Source organism: Haloarcula sp. CBA1122 (assembly GCF_009741785.1).
GTDB classification, from domain to species: domain Archaea; phylum Halobacteriota; class Halobacteria; order Halobacteriales; family Haloarculaceae; genus Haloarcula; species Haloarcula hispanica.
This window is the reverse complement of the sequence record NZ_WPCB01000002.1, coordinates 42,112-67,360: the sequence shown is the minus strand read 5'-3', so window position 1 is coordinate 67,360 and position 25,249 is coordinate 42,112. Positions and strand designations below refer to the sequence as shown.

General features: G+C 64.1%; 20 protein-coding genes, 1 tRNA gene and 1 pseudogene. 13 read left to right on the top strand and 9 right to left on the bottom strand.

All coding sequences use genetic code 11. The annotated features are described in order from the left end of the window. Positions 1-15 precede the first annotated feature (15 nt). Positions 16-468, bottom strand: coding sequence for a universal stress protein (locus GJ630_RS01320; protein WP_008309612.1), 453 nt, complete (start codon positions 466-468; stop codon positions 16-18). Between the two features lie 97 nt (positions 469-565). Continuing rightward, positions 566-3,262: a phosphoenolpyruvate carboxylase gene (gene ppc / locus GJ630_RS01315; protein WP_050037886.1), complete on the bottom strand. Its 2,697-nt coding sequence runs from the start codon at positions 3,260-3,262 to the stop codon at positions 566-568. A 153-nt stretch (positions 3,263-3,415) separates the two neighbouring features. On the opposite strand from ppc, the gene GJ630_RS01310 reads away from it, so the two are divergent. The 10 genes from GJ630_RS01310 (at position 3,416) to GJ630_RS01270 (ending at position 14,023) form a co-directional block, all read left to right on the top strand. Continuing rightward, the gene (locus GJ630_RS01310) at positions 3,416-4,120 is read left to right on the top strand and encodes a helix-turn-helix domain-containing protein (protein ID WP_008309609.1); all 705 of its coding nucleotides are present in this window, start codon (positions 3,416-3,418) and stop codon (positions 4,118-4,120) included. A gap of 108 nt (positions 4,121-4,228) precedes the next feature. After that, positions 4,229-5,641 (top strand): ABC transporter substrate-binding protein, encoded by a 1,413-nt coding sequence (locus GJ630_RS01305; RefSeq protein WP_191449268.1) that lies wholly within the window; start codon positions 4,229-4,231, stop codon positions 5,639-5,641. Between the two features lie 2 nt (positions 5,642-5,643). Continuing rightward, positions 5,644-6,456, top strand: coding sequence for an ABC transporter ATP-binding protein (locus GJ630_RS01300; RefSeq protein WP_151103278.1), 813 nt, complete (start codon positions 5,644-5,646; stop codon positions 6,454-6,456). Beyond that, positions 6,453-7,151, top strand: a complete 699-nt coding sequence (locus GJ630_RS01295) for an ABC transporter ATP-binding protein (RefSeq protein ID WP_371726743.1) — start codon at positions 6,453-6,455, stop codon at positions 7,149-7,151. Before GJ630_RS01300 ends, GJ630_RS01295 begins: the two co-directional genes overlap by 4 nt. Continuing rightward, positions 7,148-8,137: a branched-chain amino acid ABC transporter permease gene (locus GJ630_RS01290; protein WP_191449267.1), complete on the top strand. Its 990-nt coding sequence runs from the start codon at positions 7,148-7,150 to the stop codon at positions 8,135-8,137. The genes GJ630_RS01295 and GJ630_RS01290 overlap by 4 nt, the downstream gene beginning before the upstream one ends. 139 nt (positions 8,138-8,276) lie before the next feature. Continuing rightward, the gene (locus GJ630_RS01285; RefSeq protein WP_371726740.1) at positions 8,277-9,440 is read left to right on the top strand and encodes a branched-chain amino acid ABC transporter permease; all 1,164 of its coding nucleotides are present in this window, start codon (positions 8,277-8,279) and stop codon (positions 9,438-9,440) included. Continuing rightward, positions 9,437-9,592, top strand: a complete 156-nt coding sequence (locus GJ630_RS19400; RefSeq protein ID WP_197427612.1) for a hypothetical protein — start codon at positions 9,437-9,439, stop codon at positions 9,590-9,592. Before GJ630_RS01285 ends, GJ630_RS19400 begins: the two co-directional genes overlap by 4 nt. Continuing rightward, positions 9,589-10,443, top strand: a complete 855-nt coding sequence (locus GJ630_RS01280) for an alpha/beta fold hydrolase (RefSeq protein ID WP_191449265.1) — start codon at positions 9,589-9,591, stop codon at positions 10,441-10,443. The genes GJ630_RS19400 and GJ630_RS01280 overlap by 4 nt, the downstream gene beginning before the upstream one ends. Beyond that, positions 10,436-12,097 carry an AMP-binding protein gene (locus GJ630_RS01275; protein ID WP_151103282.1) on the top strand — a complete coding sequence of 554 codons (1,662 nt, stop codon included), beginning with the start codon at positions 10,436-10,438 and terminating at the stop codon, positions 12,095-12,097. Before GJ630_RS01280 ends, GJ630_RS01275 begins: the two co-directional genes overlap by 8 nt. Positions 12,098-12,151: 54 nt before the next feature. After that, positions 12,152-14,023 (top strand): PAS domain S-box protein, encoded by a 1,872-nt coding sequence (locus tag GJ630_RS01270; RefSeq protein WP_191449264.1) that lies wholly within the window; start codon positions 12,152-12,154, stop codon positions 14,021-14,023. 78 nt (positions 14,024-14,101) lie between these two features. Here the strand turns inward: GJ630_RS01270 and GJ630_RS01265 are convergent. The 3 genes and pseudogenes from GJ630_RS01265 to GJ630_RS01255 all read right to left on the bottom strand — a co-directional run bounded on the left by GJ630_RS01265 (position 14,102) and on the right by GJ630_RS01255 (position 16,815). Further along, a pseudogene (locus tag GJ630_RS01265) lies at positions 14,102-15,351 on the bottom strand (mandelate racemase/muconate lactonizing enzyme family protein). Between the two features lie 212 nt (positions 15,352-15,563). Then, positions 15,564-15,634 (bottom strand) — tRNA-Pro (locus tag GJ630_RS01260). A gap of 95 nt (positions 15,635-15,729) precedes the next feature. Next, positions 15,730-16,815, bottom strand: a complete 1,086-nt coding sequence (locus tag GJ630_RS01255) for a nitrous oxide reductase family maturation protein NosD (RefSeq protein ID WP_014040151.1) — start codon at positions 16,813-16,815, stop codon at positions 15,730-15,732. Positions 16,816-16,928: 113 nt separating this feature from the next. Here GJ630_RS01255 and GJ630_RS01250 point away from each other — a divergent pair, with 113 nt between their 5' ends. Together GJ630_RS01250 and GJ630_RS01245 are read left to right on the top strand one after the other, a co-directional pair. After that, a complete protein-coding gene (locus tag GJ630_RS01250; RefSeq protein WP_371726774.1) occupies positions 16,929-18,263 on the top strand; it encodes a DEAD/DEAH box helicase in 1,335 nt (444 codons plus the stop codon). Positions 18,264-18,353: 90 nt separating this feature from the next. Further along, entirely contained in the window at positions 18,354-19,931 is a 1,578-nt protein-coding gene (locus tag GJ630_RS01245) for a DUF790 family protein (RefSeq protein ID WP_050037936.1), read from the top strand. Positions 19,932-20,010: 79 nt separating this feature from the next. Here the strand turns inward: GJ630_RS01245 and GJ630_RS01240 are convergent, their stop codons facing one another. The 4 genes from GJ630_RS01240 to GJ630_RS01225 form a co-directional block, all read right to left on the bottom strand. Further along, positions 20,011-21,234, bottom strand: coding sequence for a nucleotidyltransferase family protein (locus tag GJ630_RS01240; RefSeq protein ID WP_191449262.1), 1,224 nt, complete (start codon positions 21,232-21,234; stop codon positions 20,011-20,013). Continuing rightward, positions 21,228-22,142 (bottom strand): hypothetical protein, encoded by a 915-nt coding sequence (locus tag GJ630_RS01235; protein WP_064287952.1) that lies wholly within the window; start codon positions 22,140-22,142, stop codon positions 21,228-21,230. Before GJ630_RS01235 ends, GJ630_RS01240 begins: the two co-directional genes overlap by 7 nt. 424 nt (positions 22,143-22,566) lie before the next feature. After that, positions 22,567-23,004: a lasso peptide biosynthesis B2 protein gene (locus GJ630_RS01230; RefSeq protein ID WP_023843230.1), complete on the bottom strand. Its 438-nt coding sequence runs from the start codon at positions 23,002-23,004 to the stop codon at positions 22,567-22,569. Continuing rightward, complete coding sequence (locus tag GJ630_RS01225) at positions 22,985-23,281, bottom strand: PqqD family peptide modification chaperone (RefSeq protein WP_023843231.1); 297 nt, start codon at positions 23,279-23,281, stop codon at positions 22,985-22,987. Before GJ630_RS01225 ends, GJ630_RS01230 begins: the two co-directional genes overlap by 20 nt. A gap of 150 nt (positions 23,282-23,431) precedes the next feature. Here GJ630_RS01225 and GJ630_RS01220 point away from each other — a divergent pair, with 150 nt between their 5' ends. After that, positions 23,432-25,240 carry an ABC transporter ATP-binding protein gene (locus GJ630_RS01220; RefSeq protein ID WP_191449261.1) on the top strand — a complete coding sequence of 603 codons (1,809 nt, stop codon included), beginning with the start codon at positions 23,432-23,434 and terminating at the stop codon, positions 25,238-25,240. Positions 25,241-25,249 lie beyond the last annotated feature (9 nt).

The window sequence follows — 25,249 nt, the reverse complement described above, 5'->3', positions numbered from 1 at the left end:
TCAGTTTCTGCGGTCTTAGTCCTCGCCGCGGACGAACGTGACCGGACACGGCGCGTTCAGCATGACTTCCTGTGCGGTGGAACCGAAGACGGCCTTCCCGGTCGGCGAGCGCTTGCGGCCGCCGACGACGACGAGGTCCGACTGCGTGGCCTCGGCGAGGCTGACGATCTGCTCGCCGTGGTTGCCCACGGCACCGCGCACCTGTGTCGACAGCCCGGCGTCGTCGAACCGCGAGACGAGTTCCCGGACGGTTGTGTGGCGGTCAGCGACCTCGTCGGGGTCGGCTTCGCCGGTCGATTCGAATTCGAGCCTGTCGACGACGCCGTCGTACTGGTCGTCGGTGAATACGTGTGCGACGATGACTGTCGCGCCGGCCGGGCTCGCGATATCGAGCACGGCGTCGGCGAGTTCGTCGATTCGGTCGGCGTCGTTTGGTCCAACTGCAAGAAGAACAGTTTCGAGTGCCATACCGGCTACTCCGGGGGAAGACGCCTAAATCCTTCGATGGGTACTACTTTTGTAGTAAGTCGTTCGCACGATGCCGCACCCAGTGTCGATCAGTGCCTCACCCGGTGTTTTTCATCCCGGCCGCGATACCTTGGACGGTCAGCCGCAGCGTCCGGCGCTCGGTATCGGTTCGGTGGGACTGCTTGAGCAGGCGGACCTGCAACAGGTTCAGCGGGTCGACGTAGGGGTTCCGGCGCTCGAGGTTCTCCTGCAGCCACTCACGCGAGAGCAGGCCGTCCTGCCCGGTGATTTCGAGCACCTTCTCGACGGTGTCCTCGTACTCCTCGACGATACGCGGGTAGATGCGCTCGCGGAGTTCGGGGTCGGCCAGGTCGGCGTACTCCTCGGCGATTTCGAGGTCAGTACGGGCGAGCGCCAGCGACGCGTTGTCGAGCTTCGTCCGGAAGAACGGCCAGTTCTCGTACATCTCCTGTAGCGTTTCCATGTCGCCGCCGTTTTCGAGGTAGGCGTCCAGTCCGGTCGCGATAGAGTACCAGCCGGGGATGATACATCGGGCCTGCGTCCAGGAGAACACCCACGGGATGGCCCGGAGATCCTCGACACTGCGGTCCTCGCTTCGGGAGGCCGGCCGCGAGCCCATGTTGAGGTTCTCGATGACGGTGATCGGCGTCGCCTGCTCGAAGAACTCGACGAAGCCGTCCGTTTCGAGCAGGTCCTGGTACTCGTTGCGGGCGGCGTCGGACGCTGTCTCCATCGCCTCCTCCCACTCGTCGGGAATCTCCTCGACGGGCTCCTCAATGGCGTTTTTCCGCGCCCGGATCTGGGCGTTGAGCATCTGTTCGAGGTTGCGCTCGGCGATGTCGTGGTTGGCGTACTTCTCGGCGATGGCCTCGCCCTGCTCGGTGAACTTTATCTGACCGGTCACTGTCTCGTTCGGCAGGGCCAGCATGGCGTCGTTCATCGGGCCGCCGCCGCGGGAGATGGAGCCGCCGCGGCCGTGGAACAGGCGCATCTCCACGTCGTAGTCATCGGTGATGTCCGCCAGTCGTTTCTGGTTGTTGTACAGCGACCAGTTGGCGGCGAGGAAGCCGTTCTCCTTGTTCGAGTCGGAGTAGCCCAGCATGATCTCCTGGATGTTGTCCCGGGCCTCAAGAGCCTGGGAGTAGGCCTCGTTCTCGAACAGCGTGCCCATGATGCGGCGGGCTCCGGAGAGGGCGTACTCCGATTCCAGCAGCGGCACCACGTCGAACCCGCAGTAACCGGGCAGGTCGACGATGTCGACCTGGTCGGCGAGAAACAGGACCTCAAGGGCGTGACTTGGTTCTTCACACCAGGAGATGGCGTAGGTGTCGATAGCGTCGATGCCGAACTCGTTTTGCCAGTCGGCGGCCGCGCGGAAGCGGTCGAGGACGCGGGTGGCGTCCTCCGAGAGCCCCTCGGTGTCTTCCATGTCGATGACGGGGTTGTCCTGGAGGATAGCCTCGGTCAGGAACTCGACACGCTCGTCTTCGTCCATGCCGGCGTAGTCGATGCCCTCGCGCTCGACGGATTCGGCGATGGCATCGGTGTGCATCTTCCGGTGGTCGCGCAGGTCGAGGCTGGCGAGGTTGAAACCGAACGTCTCGACCTTGCGGATCAGCGGGTCGACGTGGGCCTCAGCGATGACCTCGGCGTCGTTCTCACGGAGACTGTCGGCGATGACGCGGAGGTCGGTCAGCAGTTCCTCGTCGTTCTCGTAGCCGCCCTGGCGAACGTCGCTGACCCGGATGACGGACTCGCGCATCAGCCGGAGCTTCTGGCGGTAGGGCTCGTCCGGATACCGTTCCTCGGCCTCCGTGGCAATTCCGGGGAGCCTGGACTTGTGACGGTCCAGTCGCTCGTTGAACAGCGCGTCGGTCGCGATGTTCGAGGCGTCCTGACTCAGCACCCCGGAGAGTTCCTTGAGCTTGTTGCGGTACAGCGGCAGCACGGTGTCACGCTGGCGCTCCAGCGTCTCCTCGGTCACCTCAGTGGTGACGAACGGGTTGCCGTCGCGGTCGGAGCCGGCCCACGAGCGGAACTCGTAGAGTGTGTCGATGTCGATGTCCTCGTCGTACACGTCTTCGAGGGTGTGTTCGAGTTCGTCGTACACCTCGTCGATAACGTCGAACAGGACGTTTTCGAGGTACCACTGGACGTTCAGCGCTTCGTCGGTGACCTCCGGGCGGCGGTCTCGGACCTGCGGGGTCTGCCAGAGACTCGTCACTTCAGCGTCGAGGTTGCGCTCGATGCGTTTCTGCTCGCGGTCCGTGAGCCGCCGCTCGTCGAGTCGTTCGATGTCACGGGCGACCGACCGGAGCTTCGCCTTCACCGTCTTCCGGCGGGCTTCGGTGGGGTGAGCCGTGAACGTCGGCTGGATGAGAACGTCTTCGAGCACCTGCTCGAACTCCTCCGGGTCTGCGCCGCGTTCGGCCAGGTCCCGAACGGCTTCCTCGACGCTGTCGGCCAGTACACCCTCCTCGCTCCCCTCTCGGATTTCGCGGACCCGTTCGCGCTCCTCGGCGAGATTGATAAGTTCGAAATAGGTCGTAAACGCGCGTGCGACGATATCCTGGGTCTCCGGGTTCAGTCGGTTCAGTGCCCGGTGGACTTCGTCCCGCGTCTCGGCGTCACCGCGCCGGTAGTCGATACACGACGTTCGAATGGTTTCCACCGTTTCGAACGCCTCGGTCGAGGTTTGTGCTTCCAGCACTTCGCCCAGGAGCGCACCCAACTCCCGTACGTCCTGGTTTATCTCTCTGGCGTGCAAAGTCATACCACTTTCTCCAGAACCGAGCCCTAAAACACTATTGAAACGGTGTATCAGGGATAGACGTTCGTGAAGAACCCGGTTTCGGGAAATAGCTATTATTAATCGTGGGGTTCTTTACCGTATCACACGAATCACACAGGATACAGTGGACTGCCAATGATAGATATCGCCCTGGACATGGAGCAGTACGACTGTCCCTTCATCGACACGACGGCAGACCACGACGTCGCCTTTGCAGCGGTACACTGGGACTTCGACCAGCGTGCGCGGGAGTTGGAGACGCGGATGGTTGTCGAAGCCGAGGACGCGGGGATACTCGATACGGGGCTGGACAGTCTGCAGGCCCACGAGAACATGAACGACTGTGCGCTGTTGCGCCGCGAGGACAACGCCGCCCACATCCGGACGACTATCGAGGAAACGGCGGCGATGCAGACCATCCGGGACAACGGCGGCTACATCACCGGCCCGTTCCACATTGAGGCGGGCAGCGAAACCTGGCACGTCGGATTCGACCGCGGCCGGGACGCCGATACGACGCTCTCGGAACTCGACCGCGACAACGAGTACGACGTGGTCGAACGCACGTCGACGACGCTCCCACAGCTCCAGGACCTCGTGCAGAACGCCGGCGCGGCGATGACGCTCGTCGACGGCTGCCGGGACCTCTCAGACACCGAACGCGAGACGCTGGAAACCGCCGTCTCCGAGGGCTACTTCGAGTCGCCCCGGGACGCGACGTTGGGGTCGCTTGCCGAGGACTTCGGCGTGTCCAAACCCGCCGTCTCGAAGAATCTCCGACGCGGCGAGCGGAAGATGATCGAGCGCGTCGTCGAGGCGCTGGACGACATCGAGGACTGATTCTGGCCGTGGCCGTCAGTCCAGTTATCTTATCGCACGAGAGAGTCATCTCGCGTTAACATGTTAACTCGCCACACTATGTGGCCAGCGAGTCTACAATAATCTGTTATGCAGAATACGGCTACACGGAGGCGCGTTCTCGGCGCGCTCGGTGCTGGCGTTGTCGGGCTCAGCGGCTGTGTCAGTGACGACTCATCCATGACTGAACAGGACGATTCGGACGGCGGGACGACGGACAGTAGCACGAACGGCGAATCGGGCGGCAGTGGTTCGGCACAGACCGTTAGTATCGGCGTGCTTCAGCCCCGCGCCGGCGACCTGAAATACTACGGCGACCAGTCGCTGTGGGGCTTCCTCTCCGGGCTGGCGTACAAGGGTGAGACCGATCCGCCGACCGACCCCGGCAGCGGCGAGGTAACCATTACCGCTGGTGACACGGAGTACCGCCTGCTAATACGGGACACGGAGTTCTCGGCGGACACGGCTCAGACGGCGGCGACGAACCTCGTCGAGAACGAGAGCGTGGACATGCTCGCCGGCTGTGCGTCCTCGGCGGTCGCCAGCCGGGTCGTCACGACGGTCGTCAATCAGGCGCAGGTCCCCATCATGCTCGGTCCGGCGGCGTCGGCCGACATCACGTCCAACTCCGAGACCTGTAGCGACCTCGTCTACCGAGCGAGCGAGAACACCGCGATGGACGCCCGCTCGGGCGGGAAGTACGTCGCCAGAGAGACGGACGTATCGAGCGTCTACCTGTTCGGCGCGGACTACAGTTTCGGCCGCGCGGTCGTCAACAACTACCGGGACGTGCTGGAGGCCGAAGGCGTCGATATCGTCGGCGAACGCTTCGTCGAACAGGGGTACGCTGAGTGGGATGGGCTGCTTGACAACGCCGAGGAAGCCGGGGCCGAAGGCGTCGTCGGCGGGTTCACCGTTGCGACGCTTCCGGCGATGTTCAACGCCTTCCTCTCGGGTGAGTACTCATATCGGGTGTTCGGCGGCTTTGCCACCAGAATCACCAACAGCGTTGTCGGCGGGACGATGCAGAGCGTACTCGGCGAGCCCCTGACAGCGGAGAAAATCAGGGATTCCCGGCTGGGGCCGTTCACGACCCGCTACCACTGGAACCAGTACGACAACCCGATCAACGACGCGTTCGTCGACAGCTACACCAGCGCTTACGGCGTCGTCCCGGACCTGTTCTCGGCGGGGACCTTCACCGGCGCATCGGCGATCCACCAGGCGGTTCAGGAGAGCGGGTCGACCGAGGGCGCGGATATCGCCGACGCCCTGAAGGGGATGACCGTCACCGACACGCCGAAAGGCGAGAACGGCTACACCTTCCAGGAGTACAACAATCAGGCACAGTCGGCGATGACCGTCGCGAACCCGATTCCGACGACTGACGAGTGGGCCGATAACTGGGGCGCCGCCATCATGCCCGGCGAACCGCTCGCTCGCATCAGCGCCGACGAGACGACCATCCCGCAGGACAGCGACCAGATGGACTGTTCACTGTAGGTATGCTCAGAACACAGGGACTGACCAGAGAGTTCGGGGGACTCACTGCTGTCGACAGCGTCGACTTCGAACTCGACGCGGAACTGTGCTCGCTCATTGGCCCGAACGGGGCCGGCAAGACGACGTTCTTCAATCTGCTGACCGGGAGCCTCTCGCCCACCGAGGGGACGGTCGAACTCCGGCGTGACGGACAGTGGGAGGACATCACCGACGCGTCGCCCCACGAGACGGCCAGCAAGGGCATCCATCGGTCCTATCAGGTGACGAATGTCTTCCCCAACAGCACGGTCTTGGAGAACGTTCGAGTCGCTGAACAGGCTCACAGCGACGACGCCACGACCTTCTGGCGCAACGTCGACCACTACGACGAGTTCACCGAGCGCGCCCACGAGATTCTGGACCGGGTGGGGCTCTCCCACCGGGCCGGGGACCTCGCGAGCACGCTGAGCCACGGCGCAAAGCGCAAACTCGAAGTCGCCATCGCGCTGGCCGGCGACCCCGCAGTGCTCCTGCTGGACGAGCCAAACGCCGGCGTCTCCTCGGAGAGCGTCGACGAAATCCGGGACCTCATCGAAGCAGTGGCGGAGGACTACCCAGTCCTGCTGGTCGAGCACAACATGGACATCGTGATGGGCGTCTCCGACCGCGTCGTCGTCCTGCATCAGGGCGCGGTCATCGCAGACGGGCCACCAGCAGAGGTGCGAGCTAACCCCGACGTACAGTCGGCGTATCTCGGTGGCTACGAACCGGGCAGCTTGGACGATGACACGACAGCGACCGGGTCCGGAACGGACTCGGAGGAGGGGACGGCGTGAGCCTGCTTGAACTCGGCGGCGTCCACACGTACTACGGCGACAGCCACATCCTCGAAGGCGTCGACCTCTCCGTCGAGGAGGGGGAGGTGGTCGCGCTGGCCGGCCGCAACGGCGTCGGTAAGACGACCACGCTGCGGACGATTCTGCAACTGACACCGCCACGCGAGGGGTCGATCACCTTCCGCGACGAGTCGCTGGTCGGGCTGGAGACACACGAGGTCGCCGAGCGCGGACTGGGATGGATTCCGGAGGACCGTCGGATGTTCAGCCAACTCAGTGTCGAGGAGAACCTTCGGGCGGCGATACCGGACCCGGACGACGTGAGCGACGGCCTCCGACTGGCCTTCGACTCGTTCCCGATACTCGAAGAGCGACGCGGGCAGGAGGCCGGGACCCTGTCGGGCGGCCAACAGCAGATGCTCGCCATCGCCCGCGGGCTGGTCGGCGACAACGACCTGCTGCTGGTCGACGAACCGAGTGAGGGGTTAGCCCCCCAAATCGTCGCCGACGTGGCCGAGGCGCTGTCGAAAGCAAGCGAGGATGTGACGATGCTGCTGGTCGAGCAGAACCTCCCGCTGGCGCTCGACTTGGCCGACCGGTTCTACATCCTCGACAAGGGCCGCGTCGTCGACGACGGCGACACGGCGGCGGTGACGGCCGACGACGAGCGGTTCAGGAGGTATCTGTCGGCATGATACTCGAAGCGCTCGTGGAGTTCCTGACGCTCGGCGAACTCGGCGGTGTCATCGTCAACGGGCTCGCCAAGTCAGCGCTGTACGTGATGATTGCCAGCGGTCTGACGCTGATTTTCGGCCTTATGGGCGTGTTGAACTTCGCCCACGGGTCGCTGACGATGGTCGGGGCGTACCTGGGCGGCCTCCTGATGGTCGTGACGGTCACCGGCGGGACAGCGCCGCTTACCCGCCTCGGCCTGTTCTTCGTCGCCATCGTCGTCGTGTTCGCGCTGCTGACGGTGCTTGGCGGCGCAATCGAGACGACCATCATCCGGCCGCTGTACGACCGGCCGCCGATATACCAGATACTGCTGACGTTCGGGCTGACGCTCGTCATCGAGGAGGTCGTCCGCATCGTGCTGGGCGTCTACGACCTCCAGCCGCTGTCGGACTGGCAGGCAGCGCTGGCGACCAAGCCCCAGTTCCTGCGGGAACCGGTCGCGCTCGGCCCTGTCAGTGCCGGGTGGATGTCGCTGTTCCAGATTCTGCTGGGAACGATCACGGTGGTCAGCATCTGGGCGTTCCTCACGAAGACCCGCTATGGCCTGTACATCCGGGCCGGCAGCGAGGACGCCGAGATGGCGTCGGCGCTCGGCATCGACGTTCGCCAGGTGTTCACCGTCGTGTTCGCGCTCGGTATCGGCCTGGCTGGCGCGGCCGGGACGCTGCTGATGTGGGACCCGACCTGGGGCGCGAGCGTCCCGCTGGCGGCCGAGACGCTGCTGCCGGCGTTCATCGTCGTCATCGTCGGCGGCCTCGGGACGTTCCGGGGCACCGTCGTCGCCGCGCTGGTCGTCGGGATGGCCGACGCGGTGACGACCTGGTGGTTCCAGAACGTCATCGAGTTCACGGGCCTGCCGGAACTCGTCCTGTTTCTGGTCCTCGTGGTGACGCTCATCGTCCGCCCGCAGGGCCTGTTCGGCGTCGAGGAGGTGGGGGGCCATTAGCGCTGAAACCGAGGCCGACGCCGAGGCGGCGTCCGAGCCACCGACCCCCACGACTGTTGAGACGGGCTGGCCCCGCGAGTACCTGCGGGACCACACCGCTCACATCCTCGTTATCGCCCTGCTGGCGCTGTACCCGCCGGTGTATCACACGCTGTTGAACTCGCCTGTCGGTGCCGAGACGCAGATGCTCCTGCCGACCGTAGAGACGATGGTCGGCGTCCTCTATTTCGGCCTCTTTGCTATCTCCTTTGACTTCATCAGCGGCTACACCGGCTACCTCTCGTTTGGCCACGCGGTGTTCTACGGCACCGGCGCGTACACCGTCATCCTCATTGCTAACGGGAAGCTGCCGTTGCTTGGCCCCGGGACGCCGTTCATGCTGTCCCTGCTGGTCGGCGGTCTCATCGCCGTCGTGCTGGCGATGCTCGTCGGCCTCGTCTCGTTCCGGCTGTCGGGCGTCTACTTCGCGATGATTACGCTCGGCTTCGCGCAGGTGTTCTACGTGTTCGTCCGCGGCTGGGACTACGTGGCGACCAATCCCCGGGACGGCCCCGCGGTCGGGCCGAGCCACGCCGAAGGCTTCCAGATTGGGGTTCCCGGCATTGACCAGCTGTCCCTATCAATCGGCGTACTCACCGGCGACGAGGTGGCCCTGCTTGGGTCGACGCTGTCCGGGACGGAAGTGTCCTACTACATGATCGGCCTCGTCGTCCTCGCGTGCTACTTCGCCATGCAGCGCGTCATCCACTCCCCCTTCGGGCGGGTGATGATAGCTATCCGGGAGAACGAGGAGCGCGCCGTCGCCATCGGCTACAACACCTACCTCTACAAGCTCGGAGCCTTCGCGGTCAGCGGGTTCTTCGCCGCTGTCGCCGGTGGACTATTCGCCGGCTTCAAGCGCTCAGCCAGCCCGGAGAACTCCTTTTACTTCCTGGTAACCGGCGACGCCCTGCTGGCGAGTATCATCGGCGGCTTCGGCACGCTCGCCGGCTCGCTGTACGGGCACCTGTTCGACGAGACGGTTCGGGAGTTCCTCTCGAAGGCAGGCCAGGGCGGCGGCCTGTTGCCCTACCTGCGTGCCCTGCTGGGCCAGGAGACGCTTGACATGACGCTCGTCGGCGAGACGACCATCGGCGGGCTCATCGACCTGCTGTTGAACGGGCACGCGAGCCTCTACGTGGGTATCGTGTTCGTCCTGTTCGTCCTTTACGTCCCCGACGGACTGCTCGGGACGCTGCGAGCACGCATCGGCGGAACGTTCGCCGAGGCGCTGCCGGCGAAACTTCGGGGTGATTCGGAATGACGAAACCAGTCAGAACGACCATCGAAGCGCCCGACCGACCGACGACCTGGGCCTGGGGCAGTCCCTCCCCGCTCGTCTGGCTCAGGGAGACGCACCGACAGCGAGAGGACCTGGCGTGTGACCGACCACGAGCGGAGACCGTAGAACAATGAGTGCAGACGCCCGCTACTTGAAGGATTTCCACGGAGAAACAGTGACTGTGAACTACGCGCACAACGACGACGTTGCCCTGGCCTACGAGCGTGAGGGGCCCTCCGACGCCGAGACGGTGGTTTTCGTCGAAGGTATCGGCTACGGCCGCTGGATGTGGCTGTGGCAACAGGAGGCACTCGTCGACGAGTACCAGACCCTCGTATGGGACAACCGCGGCACCGGCGACTCCGAGGAGCCCGACGGGCCCTACACGATGCGCGAGATGGCCAGCGACCTAGAGGCCGTACTCGACGACGCCGGCGTCGAGCAGGCCCACGTCGTCGGGGCCAGTATGGGCGGGATGATCGCCCAGCAGTACGCACTGGAGTACGATCGGGCGCAGTCGCTGACGCTCATGTGTACCTCGCCAGGCGGGCCGGAAGCCAAGGCGGTCCCCGAGGAGACCCAACAGCGGATGTTCAACGTACCCGAGGACCTCGACAAGCGCGAACTCCGGCGGTACAAAATGCAGCCCGCGCTTTCGGATCGGTTCATGGGCACCCACGAAGACCTCATCGAGCGCATCATCGACTGGCGCATCGACAGCGACGCCAGCGACCAAGCCCTCGAATGGCAAGGCGCGGCTGTGCAGGCCCACGATGTGTCGGACCGCCGCCAGCAGATTACGGAGCCGTGCCTGGTCATCCACGGGACCGCTGACGAGGTCGTCCCCTACGAGAACGGGAAACTGCTGGCGCGGGGCTTGCCAAACGCCGACTTCATCACCGTCCACGGCGGTCCGCACCTGTTGTTCATTGAGGAGTACGACCGCGTCAACACACAGATACGGGAGTTCATCGACGATGTCTGAGGGGACGCCACAGGAGTGGGTCGGTGCCTGGAGCGAGCGCCGGGCCGCGCTCACGCCGGACCGCGAGGGATTGGTGGATGCGACCACCGGCGAGCGGTTCACCTACGCCGAACTGGACCGGCGAGCGAACCGGACCGCTCGCCTGCTCCGGCAGTACGGCGTCGGCGCGGACGGCGACGACGCCCGCACTGCGACGGACGCCACGGCGGCAGCCGGCACCGTCGCCGTCGTCTCGCGGAACCGCCCCGCCGTCGTCGACCTGTTCTTCGCCACGGGCAAGACCGGGAGCCGACTCGCCCCGCTGTCCCATCGGCTCGCGCCCCCTGAACTCGCCGAACTCCTTGACCGCGTGGACCCTGAAATCCTCGTCGTCGAGTCCCCCTTCGCAGAGACTGTCTCGACCGCTCTGGAGACAGCTGACGCGACTGCGCCCGAAATCATCCAGCTCGAAACCACCGACGGCGCGTCCTCGGATTCCACGCTCGACAGCACGCCCTACGCTTCGGCCCTCCCCGAGGACGACGCGCCCGTCGAGACGGCGACTCCCGCCCCCGGCGACACCCACCTCCTCCTCCACACCGGCGGGTCGACGGGGACGCCCAAGGAGACGGAAATCACGCATCGCGGCATCGTCTGGAACTCCCTGAACACGATCACGGCCTGGGGGCTGCGGGCCGACGACGTGACGCCGATGGTGTTCCCGATGTTCCACACCGGGGGCTGGAACGTCCTCACCGTCCCGCTGTGGCATCTGGGCGGAACGGTCGTCATCGCCCGCGAGTTCGACCCCGGCGACGTGCTGGAGACCATCGATACTGAGGGTGGGACCGTCCTCGTCGCCGTCCCCGCAGTGCTGCGAATGATGACGGACCACGACCGCTGGACGGAGACGGACCTCTCGACGCTGCGCTTCGCCAAGTCCGGCGGCGGCCCCTGCCGCAAGAGCGTGATGGAGGCGTGGTGGGACCGCGGTGTCGACCTCTCACAGGGCTACGGCCTCACCGAGTGCGGCCCGAACAACTTCGCGATGCCGGAGGGCTGGCCCCGAAAGAAGGCCGATTCCGTCGGCAAGCCGGCGATGCACGTCGACGCCAGAGTCGTCGAACCCGACGACGGTGACAACGGCGATGGTCCCTCCGACGCGCGAAAGACGGTCGACCCCGGCACCGTCGGCGAACTCCAGTTGCGCTCGCCCCACGCCGCGACGGGCTACCTCGACAACCCCGAGGCCACCGCCGAGACGTTCGGCGACGGCTGGGTGTCGACTGGCGACCTCGCCCGCGCCGACGCGGACGGCTACTACTACATCGAGGGTCGAACCAAGCATATGTTCGTCAGCGGCGGCGAGAACGTCTATCCCGCGGAGGTCGAGGACGCTATCGCCGACCATCCGTCGGTCGGTGAAGTCGTCGTGATTCCGGTGCCCGACGACAGGTGGGGCCAGGTCGGCAAGGCCGTCATCGAACCTGCGACCGATAGCACGACAGGCGGGGCCAGCGACCGGTCGCTGACACTCGACGGCCTCCGGACGTTCCTCGACGACCGACTAGCCCGGTACAAACACCCCCGTGAGATTGCGTTCGTCGAGGCGATGCCGACCAGCGGTCCGGACAAGATCGACCGGGGTGCAATCTTGGACCGGTTCGGGGCGTAATCCGTCAATGCAGGCGTATCTTCAAGAGGGGTGATGCAGTTCCACTTACACAAGATGGCTGACACATATGCGACGACGGATTCGATACATGTGTTGCAGGTGGACGACACCCCGCTACTCGACGAGACTGTCGAGTTCCCGGATGGACGAGACCCGGACTCGCTTACCCTGACTACGACTGACCGGGCTGACAGTGCGCTCGAACGTCTCGAAGACAACGCTATCGATGGTATCGTTACCGCGGACGACCTCCCGGACCGGTCCGGCCGTGAATTCGCTGAGATAGTCCGCGAGCGGGATAGCAATGTCCCGGTACTGCTGCTGACCGAGTCGGAATCCGTCGCCAGTGACGCGGTCTCGAACGGAGTCACCGACGTTTTCAGCAGAGACACGGCTCTCGGGCGTGGCGATCTCCTCGCCAATCGGATTCGGCTGCTCGTCGAACACCACCAGTCGACAGAAACCGCTAGCCGGACCAGACGGCAACTCACAGAACTGGCGGAACAGTCGAACGAACTGCTGTGGGTGTTCTCCGGGGACTGGACCGAGATACAGTTCGTCAATTCGGCATACGAAACGCTCTACGGCCGCTCCGTGGAGTCCCTGCAGGCTGACCCCGCAGAGTTCATGACAGCGATTCACCACACGGACCAGGAGAGAGTCATGCAGGCGATGCAACGCGTGTCAGCCGGCGAATCCGTCGACCTCGAATTCCGTATTACCAAACCAGATGGCGAACAGCGCTGGGTGCGGGCCGAGGCGCAACCGATCGTCGACGACGGCACAGTCACCAGAATCGTCGGGGCCTCGTGCGACATCACCGAGCGGAAGCGACGCGAGTCCGAACGCGTCACGGAACTGGATAGCCCCGACGCGCCGGTCGATGCAGTGCCGGATCTGTTCTATGAACTCGACGAGAACGGCGATCTGGTTCGCTGGAATGATGCACTGGCGGCAGCCACCGAGCACGAAGACGCTGACCTCGAGTCGATGGCTCTGACAGCCCTCTTCGCCCCGTCCGACCGCGAGACGGTTCGTCAAGGTATTGAGACGGCGTTCGAGACCGGTGAGGCGTCGTTCAAAGCCGACCTGCTGACCGCCGACGGAACGACAGTCCCGTACGAATTCACCGGCGGCCGGATAACGGCTGCTGACGGCTCGACGCTCGGCGTGGCCGGTATCGGACGGGAGATCTCTACCCTCGACAGCCGTCAACAGGCTCTCGAACAACAAAACGAGCGCCTCGACGAGTTCGTCAGCGTCGTCAGTCACGACCTCCGGAACCCGCTTGACGTCGCCCGGGGCCGGCTAGAACTCGCACAGATGGAACACGACAGCGAGCATCTCGATGCAGTCGAGCGAGCCCACGACCGTATCGGCCAACTCATCGAGGACCTCCTGTCGCTGGCCCGGAACGGCGAGGCCGCGCTCGACAGCGAGTCAGTGCCGCTCCAGACCGTCGTCGAGCAGTGCTGGCAAACCGTCGAGACCGGCGACGCGACACTGGAGCTACGGACCGCTGCCGTGGTCCGCGCGGCCCCCAGCCGGCTCCGGCAACTGTTCGAGAACCTCATCCGCAACAGTGTGGAACATGGACAAACGCCACACACCGAGAAACAGGGAGACACCGGCGAGCAGCGTGCGACAACCTCGATATCACAGTCGCAGGGAGCGGCCACCGACCTGACGATAACTGTCGGCGAACTGAACGACGGCTTCTACGTCGCGGACGACGGCGTCGGGATTCCGGCCGACGAGCGCGAGGACGTGTTCGAGGGCGGGTACTCGCTGGCTTCGGGTCCCGGGTTCGGCCTCCGAATCGTCGATGAGATCGTCGACACCCACGGCTGGTCGATAACGGTCGCAGAAAGCGACGCCGGCGGTGCTCGCTTCGAGATCACCGGCGTCGAATTCGATGCGGCGTAACTGTGCCGCCGTGATATCGGGTGACCACCACGTCACCCGGTGCCGTCCCAGTCAACACCAACAGATGGGGGGCTGAACTTACGCTTCGTCGAAGACGGTGTCGCCCTCGACGACGTGCTCTTCGACGGCGTCGAGATCGAGCGTCAGACCGAGACCCGGCTCTTCCGGAATCTCGATGTAGCCGTCCTCGATGACGGTCTCCTCGACTAGGTCCTCCCACCAGCCGAGTTCGTAGGAGTGGTACTCGACGGCGAGAGAGTTCGGGACAGACGCCCCGACGTGGGCGCTCGCCATCGTCGCAATCGGCGAGGAGACGTTGTGCATCGCGACCGGGATGTAGTACTGGTTCGCCACATCGGCGACCTTGCGCGTCTCGCGCATCCCGCCGACCTTCGGCATGTCCGGCGCGATCATGTCGACGGCCTGGTTCTCGATGAGCCGCCGCTCCTCGGTGACGCGGTAGCGGTTCTCGCCCACGGTAATCGGCGTGGTCGTGGACTTGGTGACTTCCTCCTGCACTTCGAGATTCTCCGGCGGAACGGGGTCTTCGAGCCACCAGACGTCGTACTCCTCGATGGCGTCGGCGAGGCGCTTCCCGGAGCTGCCCGAGAACGTCCAGTGACAGTCGAAGGCCACGTCGGCCTCGTCTTTGACCTCCTCGGTGACCTTCTCGACGATCTCGGCCTTGTGGCGGATTTCGCCCGGGCGGAGGTGGCGGTTCGCGCGGTCCTTTTCGAGGCCGCTCGGCACGTCGAGATCGAACTCAACGCGTCGTAGCCCAGTTCGTCGACGACGCGGCGCGCCTCCTCGGCGCAGGCGTCGGCGTCAGCCTCTTCCTCGGTATGGCAGTCGCAGTACACGCGCATCTCGTCGCGGTACTTGCCGCCCAGGAGCTGGTAGGCCGGCACTTCGAGGATCTTGCCCGCGAGGTCGTGCAGTGCGACCTCGATGCCAGCGATGGCCGTCACGGTGACGCCCTCGACGCTCCCCTCGCCGCTCATCTTCTGGATGAGGTGCTCATAGAGGCGGTCGATGTCCAGCGGGTTCTCGCCGACGACGAACGGCTTCATCCGCTCGATGAGTTCCGGGACGCCCGCGCCCCAGTATGCCTCGCCCGTACCGACGATGCCTGCGTCGGTGTAGATCCGGACGAGCGTCCACGGGAAGTTCCCGTCGACCATCGTCGTCTGAACGTCTGTGATCTCCACGTCACGGCCGCCACCGCGCTTGGCGGTGACGCCCATTGTCTCCGCAGAGAGCTCCCGCATGGTGTACTCTGCGTTCGGGTCGTGCAGGTCAGCGTAGTCTACGTCGTTTGCCTTTCCCATACCCCTCGCTTGCTATCGGCATTACAAAAGTGTAGAGGAAATCGGTCTCGTTCTGGCAGGGCCGCACAAATCACAATTTGGCTGTCAGCCTTCCTCTGCTTCCGCCTTGGGTGTCTGATTGATGCTTCCGTCAACCACTGTGGCAGCGCAACCCTCGCGGCCCGTATGAAACCGCTGCTGTCCAGTTGTATTCCTTGCACAAAGCCTTGAAGTGGGACCGCCGAGATTCGAACTCAGGTCCGACGGACCCCATCCGCCGAGGATACCGCTACCCCACGGTCCCGCACTCTGGGAGAAGAGGGTGTTTTAATTAAGGGCTTCGCTTTGGTGGCGAGAGTGGCAGCCCGTGACGGGGTAGGCAATGCCGGCGTGTCTGCTTCACTCGGCGACTTTGATATCGGGGCTGTCGATGGTGACGTTCTCAAGCGACCAGCCCTCGCTCGCGGAGCGGGCGTCGACACCGATGGCATTCTGCTCGGCGGTCACGGAGACGGTCGATTCAGAGACAGTCCACGACGCGTTGGTCTTGACGGCGTGGATTCCCTGTTGCCGGCTTTCGATGATCGTATTCTGGATGGTCCACGCGCCGGTCGTTCGAGCGCTGAAGACCCCGATATCCCGGGTTTCGAGGGTGGCATTTTCGAGCGTCCACGCACCGCCCGAGAAAGCGGTCACCAGGCCGGTGTCGCTCCGGCGGACCGTCAGGTCGGTCACCGTCCAGTCGCCGTCGCTGTCGATAGCTTTGACGCCGGTATCGCTACGACGGACCTCCGTGTTCTGGACCGTCCAGTCGCCAGTTGTCCCGGAGGCATCGACGCCGTCCGCGCCGGACCGGTCGACGACGACCGCTGCGACCGCCCAGTCGCCGGAAGACCTGCGGACGTCGGCGCCGTCGCCGCCGACAGCGACGAAGCGAGTGTCGCGAATCGTCCAGTCGCCGCTGGTCTCGCGGGCGAACACGCCGCTGTAGGTCGTGCTGGCGACGGCGGCGTCCTCGATAGTCCAGTTCCCGGACGAATTCGGCGCGTAGACGCCGACGTCGGCAGCGATAACGGTCGTATTACTGACCGTCCAGTCGCCATTGGTCCCGTTGGCCATGACACCGAAGCGGTAGTTCCGCACGGTAAATCCGGTGACGGTCGGTTCGGCTGGGCCGGCCACCGTAACGCCGGTACCGTTGACGAACCGCGAGCCGTCCAGTATCGCCCGGTCGGGTGCGACGAGGGAGATGTTCTCGTTGATTCGGACTTCTTCGTAGTAGGTGCCCGGCCGGACCTCGACGGTGTCACCGCTATCGGCGGCGTCCACGGCGGCCTGTATCGACCGGTAGTCGGCACTCCCGTCTTTGTCGACGGTTAGTGTCTCCTGTGCCGTCTGTGTTCCTGCTACGCTTGCCGGTACCACGGCGAGGGTCAGCACTGCCGACAGCAAGAGGGCAATTACTGCTGCTCGTGCGTCGTCCATACTAAGAATAGTGGGTGCGAACGGACGTAAACTGTATTGTTATTTTACCCGGTGGTGCCCCCGGCGATGTGGCCCACGAAAGCGTTATCGGCCGGACCGGCGAACCCCGGAGTGTGCTGGAGTTGACGTACGAGTCGGAGACCATCCGCGTGACGGGGGACCCGTCGTCGGACCTGCCCGGCGTCGAGTACGACGAGCGCTCGCAGACAGATCGAGCGCCGGCCTACCGGTACGCCGAACTCGTGAACGCACTCGACGAGCGCGGGCTGGCATACGAGGACCACGTCAGTTCGCTCCCGTCGCTGTCGCTCTCGACGACGTACGACCTCAGAGCGTACCAGCAGGCAGCGCTGGACGCTTGGCGAACGACCGGCGATAGAGGCTGTCTGGAACTCCCGACGGGGAGCGGCAAAACCGTCATCGGCATCGCGGCGATGGTCGCGCTGGGGACGCCGACGCTGGTCGTGGTCCCGACTATCGACCTGCTGGAGCAGTGGCAGCGCGAGCTACAGCGGGAGTTCGACCAGCCGGTCGGCCGCATGGGCGGGGGCGAACAGCGGGTCGAGGACATCACGGTGTCGACGTACGACTCGGCGTACCTGCGGGCCGACGAACTCGGGGACCGATTCGGACTCGTGGTTTTCGACGAGGTCCATCACCTCGGCGGCGAGGGGTATCGGGACATCGCTCGGCTGCTCGCCGCGCCGGCGCGACTCGGGCTGACGGCGACGTTCGAGCGGCCGGACGGCGCACACGAGACCATCGAGGCACTCGTCGGGCCGCTCGTCCAGCGAGTCAGCGTTGACGACCTGGCGGGCGAGCACCTCGCGGACTACGATATCAAACGAATCGAAGTCGCGCTCACGCCGGACGAGCGGGACCGCTACGAGGAGTCTCAGAGGACGTTCACCGACTACCTGAAGCAGTCCAACATCCAACTCCGGTCCGGCAGCGACTATCAGGAACTCGTGAAGCGGTCCGGCAACGACCCGGCGGCCCGCGAGGCGCTGCTGGCGAAACAGCACGCCCGCGAGGTGATGATGAACGCCCAACGGAAGGTCGACCGGCTGGCGACGATTCTGGACCGCCACCGTGAGGACCGCATCATCGTCTTCACCGCCCACACTGACCTCGTGTACCGCCTCTCCGAGCGGTTCCTTATTCCAGCGATAACACACGAGACCGGTGCGAGCGAGCGTCGGGAGATCTTAGAGCGGTTCCGCGACGGGACCTACTCCCGGGTCGTGACGGCGAACGTCCTCGACGAGGGTGTGGACGTGCCCGACGCCAACGTCGCCGTCGTCCTCTCGGGGAGCGGGTCAGAGCGGGAGTTCACCCAGCGACTCGGCCGGATTCTGCGGCCAAAAGCCGACAGCGGGCGGGCGCTGCTGTACGAACTCGTGACTGAGGAGACCGCCGAAGAGCGCGTCGCCAGGCGACGCAGATAGCGGGCGTCGCAGCATCGAGGTGCCCCTAAGTATGTTGAGAGATTGCCCTGACTCCCCGTGTTTTTGTCGTTCCGTCGCGGAGACACGCGTGTGCTGACGAAAGACCTCCTGCGGGTGTCTCGGGCGGGCGGCGGCTATCACCTGCAGTTCGCCGATGCCGATGTGGAGCGACTGGCGGCCCGCGTGCTCGGTATCTACCAGGGCCACGTCGGCGAATCCCGTGAGACGCTGGAGACGGCGCTCGCGGACGTAGAGCGAGAGGCCGACGATTTCAAACTCGTCCGCGGGCTGGCGAAACTCGTCGAACGGGAGGCTGCCTTCGAGACGCAAGCTCTGGTCGACCCTGTCCGCGCCCGCCGTCGGGTGTTCGAAGCCGCTGCGGACGTCGGCGTCGTGACCGAGGCCGAGCGCCAGCAGGCACTCTCCGAGGCGGCCGACCACTTCGGCACGGATGCCGAGACGCTGGCCGACACACTGTACGCCGACCGCGACTCACGACAGATTCTCACCGATGTCGACTCGCGCTGGGGGCCGGCCGAACTGCGGACCCAGTACAACCTCTCGCTGGCGCAAACGGCGCTGTTCGACGCGACCGAGGTTCGGGTCCGCTCGTCAGACCCGAACACGCTCGTCTCGGCGGTCAAACGCCTCCGGCTGATGTACGAGATCCGGCGGACAGAAAGCGGTCGGGAGGTCGTGGTCACGGGCCCGGACGCGCTGTTCTCGAATACACGCCGGTACGGCACCCGCTTCGCTCGTCTCCTTCGGACAGTCGCGGCCGCGAGCGAGTGGGAATTGACGGCGACCATCGATGACCGGGGTACCGAGCGGGAACTCACCCTTTCAGATGCGGATGTCTCCGTTCCCGGCGTCGAGCCCGTAACTGAGGTCAGCTACGACAGCGGTGTCGAAGCCGACTTCGCCGGGCGGTTCGCCGCGCTGGACCTCGACTGGGACCTGATCCGGGAACCGGAGCCTCTAGCGGCAGGGGAACACGTCATCATCCCGGATTTCGCCTTCGAGTGGCGACCCGGCGCTGATACCGGCGTTCGGGACACCGGGCGCAGTGGCGGGGGCTCGGACGGGGCTGACGGGGCTGCCAGTGACGCTCCCTTCCGGATTTTCTTCGAAATTATGGGTTTCTGGACGCCGGAGTACGTCGAGAAGAAGCTCGCCCGCCTCGACGCGCTGGCGGACGTGGAGATGCTGGTCGCCGTCGACGAATCGCTCGGTGTCGGGGACGAAATCGAAGCGACGGATAACCGAGCGATTCCGTACGCCGGGACGGTCAGCGTGAAAGACGTGCGGGATGCCCTGCGACCCTACGAGGAGCGGCTGGTGCGCGAGAGCGCCGCGGAGATACCCGATGAACTCCGGCCGGATGCCGACGTTACCTCGCTCGCTGACCTCGCCGCGGAGTACGGCGTCAGCGAGGATGCGCTGGAAGACGTGGCCTATCCGGCCCACGAGCGCGTCGGGCGCACGCTCGTTTCCCCTGCCGTGTTAGACGACCTGGCCGAGGAGATCGAGCCCGGAATGGCGTACGAGGCGGCGAGCGACAGACTGGCAGACTACGGTATCGAGGATGACAGCGCCGCCCTCGCACGCCTTGGCTACCGCGTTGCCTGGGAAGGGCTGGGTGAGGGGACAATCCAGCCACGGGAGTGAGCCGCCTGTGGGATACCGCTGAGAATCAGCCCCCAGATACAGCGAATCGTCGCCGGAACGAAGCGAGCGACTCGGCTGTTCAGGTCGCTTCGTCAAGTGGCTCTTCGGACCGCTGTCGCTGCCACTGTGGCACTTCGAGGAGGAGTCGGAGCGGCCAGATGACGTAGTATAGCGGATGCAGCGGACCGGGGAGCGGGCAAAACTGGTACTCCGAGTAAGTCGGGTGAAGCGACGAATGCAACAGCAGGAGCGGCACCAGCGCAGTTGCCGAATCGCTGGCAGCCAGGTGAAACTGAGCGGCCTCGAACTGCGTGGGTGCCTGTGGCGTCCCAGCGGCCAGCGACTCGACGACGGCCTCGGTTAACTCGGTGACGCGGTCGTCCGTGCGAAGGCGATCCAGTATCGGCGCCGGGAGGGCATACCCGAAGACAGTACGGGCGAGCGCGGCCCCGAGCAGTAGGTTCCGCTGGACGCCAGTTTCCCGCGCCCGAGCGAGGACGTGTGACCAGTCGGCTTCCGTCGACTCCAGCGCCGCAACGAAATCACAGAGCCACTTCAGGAGATACCAGCGGTGCTTGGTTCCGTGGAACGCTAACACGAGTAGCCGGTCTGGCTGTGCAAGCGCCGGAAGCGGTTGGCCGCCGACCGCGACTGTGTCGCGGCGGTCCCAGAGTTCACTGAACGGTGTGGTGAACGGTCGCTCGGCGTCGCCCACGCGCCAGCGGAGTTCCACGTCGAACTCCGGACCTCGCATCTCGTACTCGTGAACGATTGCCTTCGTCACGGGACCGCCCAACAGCGCGGCGTCGTCCAATCGCGGCGTGCCCCCGCGCCACTCGTAGCCTCGCTCTTCCAGAATATCCGCGGCGACGGTGATATCTTCAGGATGGACGAGCAGATCCAGATCGTTGTACTCTCGCACCGTTGCGTCGTCATAGGCGGTGGCGGACAGCGTCGGTCCTTTGAACGGTACCGCGCGTACACCGCGTGTCTCAAAACTCTCGATTATCTCCTGTAGCTCGGTCGTGAACGCGAGATTCCGCATCCGCTTTCCCTGTACTGTGCTGTTAAGTCGTGTCAACACGGACTCTGGCACGGTGAACTCATCACCGCTCTCGCGTGCTATCGGTTCCAGCCCCTGATAGAGGAGTTGCACGACGCCATGATATCGGGCGAGTTCAAGGACGCGGTCCCAGGCAGGTTCGGCATCCAGCGCGGGAAGCTCGGGGGAAGCGTCGGTGACGATTGCGGTACGAACACAGTCGACTACCAATTGGAGTTCGGGTTCAGCCTCCGTTAGCATGGCTTACTCTCGAGATCAGACTGAATCCGGTCTACGACCTCCGGGAGTATATCGAGATCGAACGGTCGGCGGAGCCGTTTTATATCTGTCATATCGACGATCTCCCCGCAAGCACTGAAATTGGCCACGGCCTGGCCGTCGGCATCCAGCGCGCCCAGCGTGTACGTGTTATCGACGAGCGCCATGACCTGTTCGTCCGGCCTGACTGAGTCCACCCCGATAGATTCACCGTCTTCGAGCAGATAGATGCGTTCTAGCGGCACCGGAGTCGCGGGCTGGTCGTGTCTGAGCCCGTAGAAGTGTCGCGGGCGCCCGCTGTGGACCTGTTCCGGCGGCTCGACCGGGGGGTCAAACGCCGCAACTGCCTCCGGGTCGAGTTTCATCGATGGGTAGCCGCTCCGAACGACTGGTCCCGCATTATCCAGCGTTATCGCAGCCACGTCGTCGCTCAGGACACGGTGCCCGTCAAGCAAACAGGCCATCGCAGTCGTCGTTTTTCCGACCCCGGACTCCCCGACGAACGCCACTGCACGCCCGTCGATGCTGACAGTACTGGCGTGCAGTACGAAGTAGCCCCGCTGGTCCAGCAGGTGGTTCAACGCCGGGCCGACCAGTACGTGGCGGAGGACTTCGCTTGGCACGTCCGAGGCCGGGTCTACAGCGATGGACGTCCCGTCGAGAATTCTGACCGTTGCGGCGTCGTATAGAAGGTAGTATTCGCGCTCGTCTACCGCGTGAAAGGTCGATTCGGAGTCAGCCGACAGTGGGCGAGGGAGCCGTTCTTCAGTGATGGTGACGTCGGCCCGCCCGTCGGGCTCTGTCTCAGCGGGCGGAAGCTCCGGTACGTCGAATGCCGAGCGGACTGTCAGTCCAAAAGCTTCGTACGTGGCTGTGCTTACTGTTGCCATCCTGCTAGGTCCCTCCCTGCGTAGTTGTCCATCGATTCCGTCCGTGCTGAAACACACCCCATCTACGACACCCCTGGTTCATACCAGATCGCTTGACTTCTGTGGTGGATAAGAATGCGCTCTCTACTTCCGACACACAGCCACGAAACCGTCACGACGTAGCCATTGACCGGTGCCAGTGTCGGGGATCAATAAAGGAGGGATCAGTTAGATACGTGAACCGACTGCGGACTTTAGCTCCACTTCCCGTATCCGTCGTCGTGGTCCCACCAGTTCGTCTTTTCTTCGACAGTTCCATACGTTTCGACCGACGGCGTTTCGTATTCCTTCATGGGTTACCCCCGCCTCTGGTTTCAGATGTAGGTGTATTTGTTATAGTATCCATTACCGTTGAATTCACACAGAATAGCGTGTTTACTATCCGTTAGCCACGTACTTCGCGTTCCGTGAGTGTGCGGAAGCGCCCGAAGTCGTCGACATCCCCGATAAGGACAGCCCCGTTAGACTCGATCCAAGCGTGAGCCTCGAACGTCTCGGACTGGGTGTCCACGCCGAAGCGGAGACGATGCGGCAGGTTGTTGGCTACCAGCAGTGTGCTACCAGTGAGCGCTCGGTCAAGACAATCGTAGGTACCCGGAAGACGTGATCCCGCTGTCAGAACCGCCCACCGCACTGACTCTGGTGACCCGGACTGACGATGACACGGGAGGTACTGAGAGACTATACCGAAATATCGCTCTGCGTCCTCCAGCCCAGCGACTGCAAGCAATACCTTGCTCGCAACGATCAGTACCACAGCTTCACAGAGCAATAGCTTCTGCGCCCGTGGCAACGCCCTGAACTCACGGAGTCGGGCTCGCATCGATCTTGACGAGTTGCTCCGCGGCAAGCGTTTCCAGGAATCGTTCCACGTCAGTTGCCACTCGGTCTCTGTCGACATCGTACTCCTCGACTAGCGTTGAGACGATAGCCGCTGGTTCCGTCGGTTCCTGGATTCGGTCCCAGATGTCCGGGCCGACGCCCGACAGGCCCTGGTACCGCCCCGTCTCGTTGTTGAGCAGCACGATCTCGCCGTCGATAGTCGTGGTCACACAGTTATCAGTTGCGACGACAGTCGATCCAGAATCTATCGCGACCATATGTGGACTCCAGGGATACTCGCACTATTTGTTATGGCCTCTTTTCGTCGCCGTCACAACCCAGACAGGTGGTAGACGCTCCCTTCGCTCCCGTACTGCCCAACCGTAGTGAGTCGGTAACTATGTTACATAGCACTCGCATCCGGAACAATGACTGATACTCCCTCCGTCAGTGAAAAATACGCATCGCTGCACCGTGTGGCACTGTATCGTCCGGCGCTGACGGGGAGTATCGTCGCCGCCAGCCTCTTCGTGATGCTGCTGGAGGGCGTTGGCCTCTCGTTCCTGTTTCCCATACTCGACGCTGCACAGGGCGGGCAAGGCCTCCCACTGCAGGCGGACGGCGTCACCGGCCAGTTCCTGTCCGCGTACGCCGCCGCCGGACTGCCGCTCACGCTCGAATCCCTGTTACTCGGTCTCGCGTGCGTGATGGTCGTCCGGTTCACGGCATCGTTTGCGGTGAAGTGGCTCGCGGCGAAGCTTACACAGACGTACGAACGCGATCTCAAGAACAGGGCCTATGAACTGGCGATGGGCGCGTCGGTCGCCTACTACGACGACAAGGGCTCCGACGACATCATGAACACGATTCTGACACAGACCCGGTACGCTGGCCGTGTCATCGGCCGGATTATCCAGTTCTTCCAGCAGGCAATCCTCTGTCTAGTGTATATCGGGATCGCACTCGCTATCGCTCCGGTGCTGGCAGTCGGTGCAGCTGTCGCTCTCGGCGGTGTCACGGCGATCATCAGATACGGCATCGAGCCCGGGTACGCCGTTGGCGACCGTGTGGCGACGGCAAACGAACAGCTACAGGAGACAACACAGGCGGGGACGCAAGGTATCCGTGACGTGAAGCTGTTCGGTATGCGCGACGGACTGCTTGCCGAGTTCCGGGCCACGCTCGACCGATACACCTCGACCAGCATCGCCGTTCGCCGGAACGAGGTCGCAATCGGTAGCTTCTATCGGCTCTCGGTCTCGCTGCTCCTGTTTGGGCTCGTCTACGTCGCAATCAGTTTTCGGGCGCTGTCTATCGCGGAACTCGGCGTGTTCCTGTTCGCGATGCTCCGACTCGCGCCCCGACTGAGTTCGCTCAATTCTACCATCTACGCCGTCGAGGGAGAGCTCCCACATCTGGTTCGCACCCACCAGTTCATCGACCGCCTCGAAACCCAGCAGGAGCCCACTGGCGGGCAGCCAGTCCCGGACTGCATCGAGGAAGTCGCGTTCGAGAACGTCTCGTTCGCCTACGAGGACGAGCCAGTGCTCGCGGACTTCTCGATGGCTGTCGAGCGAGGCGAGTTCGTCGGTATCGTCGGTGAGTCCGGTGGTGGCAAATCGACAGTCGTCTCGCTGCTCACTCGGCTCTATGCGCCGGATAGCGGTGACGTTCTGGCGAACGGGACGCCGATTTCGACCTATGCCCTCGATGAATGGCGTGACGCTGTTGCGATGGTCCGACAGGACCCGCATATCTTCAACGACTCCTTGCGGTACAACCTCACCGTCGGCAGGGATATCTCCGACGAGACGCTGTACGAGGTCGCCGAGAAGGCCCTCGTCCTCGAATTTCTCGATGACCTTCCGCAGGGGCTCGACACGGTGCTGGGCGACGACGGCGTGAAACTCTCCGGCGGGCAACGCCAGCGCGTCGCACTGGCCCGCGCGCTGCTGACGGACGCAGAGATACTCGTACTCGATGAAGCCACCAGCGACCTCGACTCGAACCTGGAACGGCAAATCCATCGAACCGTCGAGACGCTCGACGGGGACCAGACCGTGATCGCAATCGCCCATCGGCTCTCGACCGTCTCTAACGCCGACCGAATCTACACCGTCGAGGACGGGCAGGTCACAGAACGGGGCAGCCACGCCGAACTGCTTGACGACGACGGCACGTACGCGGAGTTGTACGCGATGCAGGGAACGCCGGCCGCGAAGTCTTCCAGCGGTTGAGCCGCTCTC

Coding starts and splice junctions, on each gene's coding strand:
- GJ630_RS01225 (WP_023843231.1), bottom strand. CDS start 23,281: ATGGTCGCGATAGATTCTGGATCGACTGTCGTCGCAACTGATAACTGT.
- GJ630_RS01255 (WP_014040151.1), bottom strand. CDS start 16,815: ATGGACGACGCACGAGCAGCAGTAATTGCCCTCTTGCTGTCGGCAGTG.
- GJ630_RS01220 (WP_191449261.1), top strand. CDS start 23,432: ATGACTGATACTCCCTCCGTCAGTGAAAAATACGCATCGCTGCACCGT.
- GJ630_RS01275 (WP_151103282.1), top strand. CDS start 10,436: ATGTCTGAGGGGACGCCACAGGAGTGGGTCGGTGCCTGGAGCGAGCGC.
- GJ630_RS01280 (WP_191449265.1), top strand. CDS start 9,589: ATGAGTGCAGACGCCCGCTACTTGAAGGATTTCCACGGAGAAACAGTG.
- GJ630_RS01310 (WP_008309609.1), top strand. CDS start 3,416: ATGATAGATATCGCCCTGGACATGGAGCAGTACGACTGTCCCTTCATC.
- GJ630_RS19400 (WP_197427612.1), top strand. CDS start 9,437: ATGACGAAACCAGTCAGAACGACCATCGAAGCGCCCGACCGACCGACG.
- GJ630_RS01300 (WP_151103278.1), top strand. CDS start 5,644: ATGCTCAGAACACAGGGACTGACCAGAGAGTTCGGGGGACTCACTGCT.
- GJ630_RS01270 (WP_191449264.1), top strand. CDS start 12,152: ATGGCTGACACATATGCGACGACGGATTCGATACATGTGTTGCAGGTG.
- GJ630_RS01290 (WP_191449267.1), top strand. CDS start 7,148: ATGATACTCGAAGCGCTCGTGGAGTTCCTGACGCTCGGCGAACTCGGC.
- GJ630_RS01230 (WP_023843230.1), bottom strand. CDS start 23,004: ATGCGAGCCCGACTCCGTGAGTTCAGGGCGTTGCCACGGGCGCAGAAG.
- GJ630_RS01235 (WP_064287952.1), bottom strand. CDS start 22,142: ATGGCAACAGTAAGCACAGCCACGTACGAAGCTTTTGGACTGACAGTC.
- GJ630_RS01240 (WP_191449262.1), bottom strand. CDS start 21,234: ATGCTAACGGAGGCTGAACCCGAACTCCAATTGGTAGTCGACTGTGTT.
- ppc (WP_050037886.1), bottom strand. CDS start 3,262: ATGACTTTGCACGCCAGAGAGATAAACCAGGACGTACGGGAGTTGGGT.
- GJ630_RS01305 (WP_191449268.1), top strand. CDS start 4,229: ATGCAGAATACGGCTACACGGAGGCGCGTTCTCGGCGCGCTCGGTGCT.
- GJ630_RS01320 (WP_008309612.1), bottom strand. CDS start 468: ATGGCACTCGAAACTGTTCTTCTTGCAGTTGGACCAAACGACGCCGAC.